Source organism: Segeticoccus sp., from assembly GCF_035708005.1.
This window is the reverse complement of the sequence record NZ_DASSTI010000119.1, coordinates 1-2,314: the sequence shown is the minus strand read 5'-3', so window position 1 is coordinate 2,314 and position 2,314 is coordinate 1. Positions and strand designations below refer to the sequence as shown.

The 2,314-nt window shown below is 70.3% G+C and carries 2 protein-coding genes; both read right to left on the bottom strand.

From position 1 onward, the window contains the following. Window positions 1-369 precede the first annotated feature (369 nt). On the bottom strand, window positions 370-1,650 hold the full coding sequence (tyrS, locus tag VFL99_RS11665) for a tyrosine--tRNA ligase (protein ID WP_325106527.1): 1,281 nt from the start codon (window positions 1,648-1,650) through the stop codon (window positions 370-372). A gap of 58 nt (window positions 1,651-1,708) precedes the next feature. Continuing rightward, window positions 1,709-2,314, bottom strand: a 606-nt coding sequence (locus VFL99_RS11660; RefSeq protein ID WP_325106526.1) for a DNA-3-methyladenine glycosylase, incomplete at its 5' end; no start/stop codon positions are given.

The following is a 2,314-nucleotide window of genomic DNA, read 5'->3' as shown; positions in this document are numbered from 1 at the left end:
CCAAAAGGCCAGCAACCAGACAACCACAAAAGCCACCCAGCCACCAACCCCGACGAGATTATTGGCATCGATTTTTGACACGCTGTTGAGTTCTCAAAGATCAGACACACACCATCACCAACCACACAGGCCAGATCCGGGATGTTTTGATCGCTGCGCCCTCTGGGCCGGCCCCTTTGCGGAGGCCTTCCCTGCGGCGCGGTGTTCCACTCTACCAGACTCTCGGAGCCGCTCCCAGCGCCCGGAAGGGCGCAGCGGACCGTCGGTCCAGTGGTTCTGAGTGGGATTCTGCCCGCGGGACCGGCCTCCGCTGTGCGGTGTCCGTTCCTCCCTGTCGGGCTGACGACGAGAACATTACGGGGTCAGAGCTCAGGACGCCAAATCGGGGTGCCGAGCGGCCGCGAGCGACTTGCGGCCCCGCCGCAGCAGGGCGACCTGGCCGTGCAGGAACGAGCCCTCGTCGAGCACCGTGTCGGCGCCCGTGTCCTTGGCGACCTTGACGTTGTTGACGGAGACGCCGCCCTCGGCGAGCAGCCGGCGAGCCGCACCGCGGCTGTCGGCCAGCCCCACGGCCACCAACGCCTCCACCAGCGGCGTGCCCACGGGCACCGGGGCGCCCGGCAGCTCGGAGGTGGCGTCCCGCAGGGTGCGCACGTCCAGTACCGCGGGGTCGCCCTTGCCGAAGAGCGCCTCGCTGGCCGCCTGGACGGCCTCGGTCGCCTCGGGCCCGTGGACGAGGCTCGTGATGTCGGCCGCCAGGGTCCGTTGGGCCCGCCGCTTGAAGGGTTCGGTCTCGACCTCGTGCGCCAGCTGGTCGATCTCCTCGCGTGATCGGTCGGTGAACGCCTTGAGCAGCCTGACCACCAGGTCGTCCTCGGCATTGATCCAGTACTGGTAGAAGGCGTACGGGGAGGTCATCTCACCGTCCAGCCAGACGGCATTGCCCTCGGACTTGCCCAGCTTCCTGCCTGCGGCATCGGTCATCAGCGGGGTCGTCAGCAGGTGTGCCTGTGCCCCCTCGACCTTGTGGATCAGCTCCACGCCCGCGGTGAGGTTTCCCCACTGGTCCTGTCCCCCGGTCTGCAGGGTGCAGCCCCGCGTGCGGAACAGCTCGAGGAAGTCCAGGGCCTGCAGGATCTGGTAGCTGAACTCGGTGTAGGAGATGCCGTCCTGGCTCTCCAGCCGTGCCGCCACCGCGTCCTTGCGCAGCATCGCGTTGACGCGGAAGTGCTTGCCGAGGTCCCGGAGGAAGTCGATCGCGGAGATCGGCGCCGTCCAGTCGAGGTTGTTGACCATCGTCGCCGGGTTGTTCCCGTCGAAGTCGAGGAAGGGACGCACCTGCTGCTGGATCCGGCCCACCCACTCGGCCGTCTGTTCCTTGGACTTCAGCACCCGCTCGGAGGTCGGCCGCGGGTCCCCGATCAGTCCGGTGGACCCCCCGACCAGACAGATGACGCGGTGACCGGCGCGCTGCAGGTGGCGCAGCACGATGAGCTGCAGCAGGTGGCCGAAGTGCAGGCTCGGTGCCGTGGGGTCGAAGCCGCAGTAGGCCGTGATCGGCCCCTCCGCCAGCGCCTTCCGCAGCGCCTCCTCGTCGGTGGTCTGGGCGACCAGACCACGCCAGTGCAACTCGTCGAGGACGTCGTCCACCCCGGTGTTCCCTTCACGTCGTCAGCCGCCCGGGTGGCGGCCCGGTGACCAGCCTGCCCTACGCGCCCTCGCGGCCTGCAACCGGTTTGGTACGCCGTCGCTTCCGTGCGCCACCCGGCCGGTAGGCCGAGACGGTGGCCTCGCCCTCGAGCCAGAACCGCCACGGGTATGCCGTCCCGTCGCCACCCGCGCCGCTCACCCCCACCCGCGGCCCGGACCGGACGAGGCCCGCGGTGGGCTCGGTGGCGAGCGGACGGCATACCCGCACCTCGCCGCCGGATGAGGTGACGTCCGCGCCGTTCTGGGCGCCGGTGAGCCCCAGGGCCTGCGCCAGCCGGGCGGGACCGCGCGCCAGGTCCCGGTCGCGCATCCCGCCGCGACGCTCCCGGGCCAGGTCGAGGCCGGCGACGACCTCACCGGCCCGCAGCAGGACCGCACTGGCGCGGCCCGCCTCGCCGCAGACGAGGTTGCAGCACCAGTGCATCCCGTAGCTGAAGTAGACGTAGAGGTGGCCCGGCGGCCCGAACATCACCGTGGTCCGCGGTGTCGGACCGCGGTAGGCGTGGCTGCCGGGGTCGTTCATCCCGTCGTAGGCCTCCACCTCGGTGAGGCGGACGGTGACGCCGGCGTGCCTGATCCTGCTGCCCAGGAGGTCCGGGGCGAC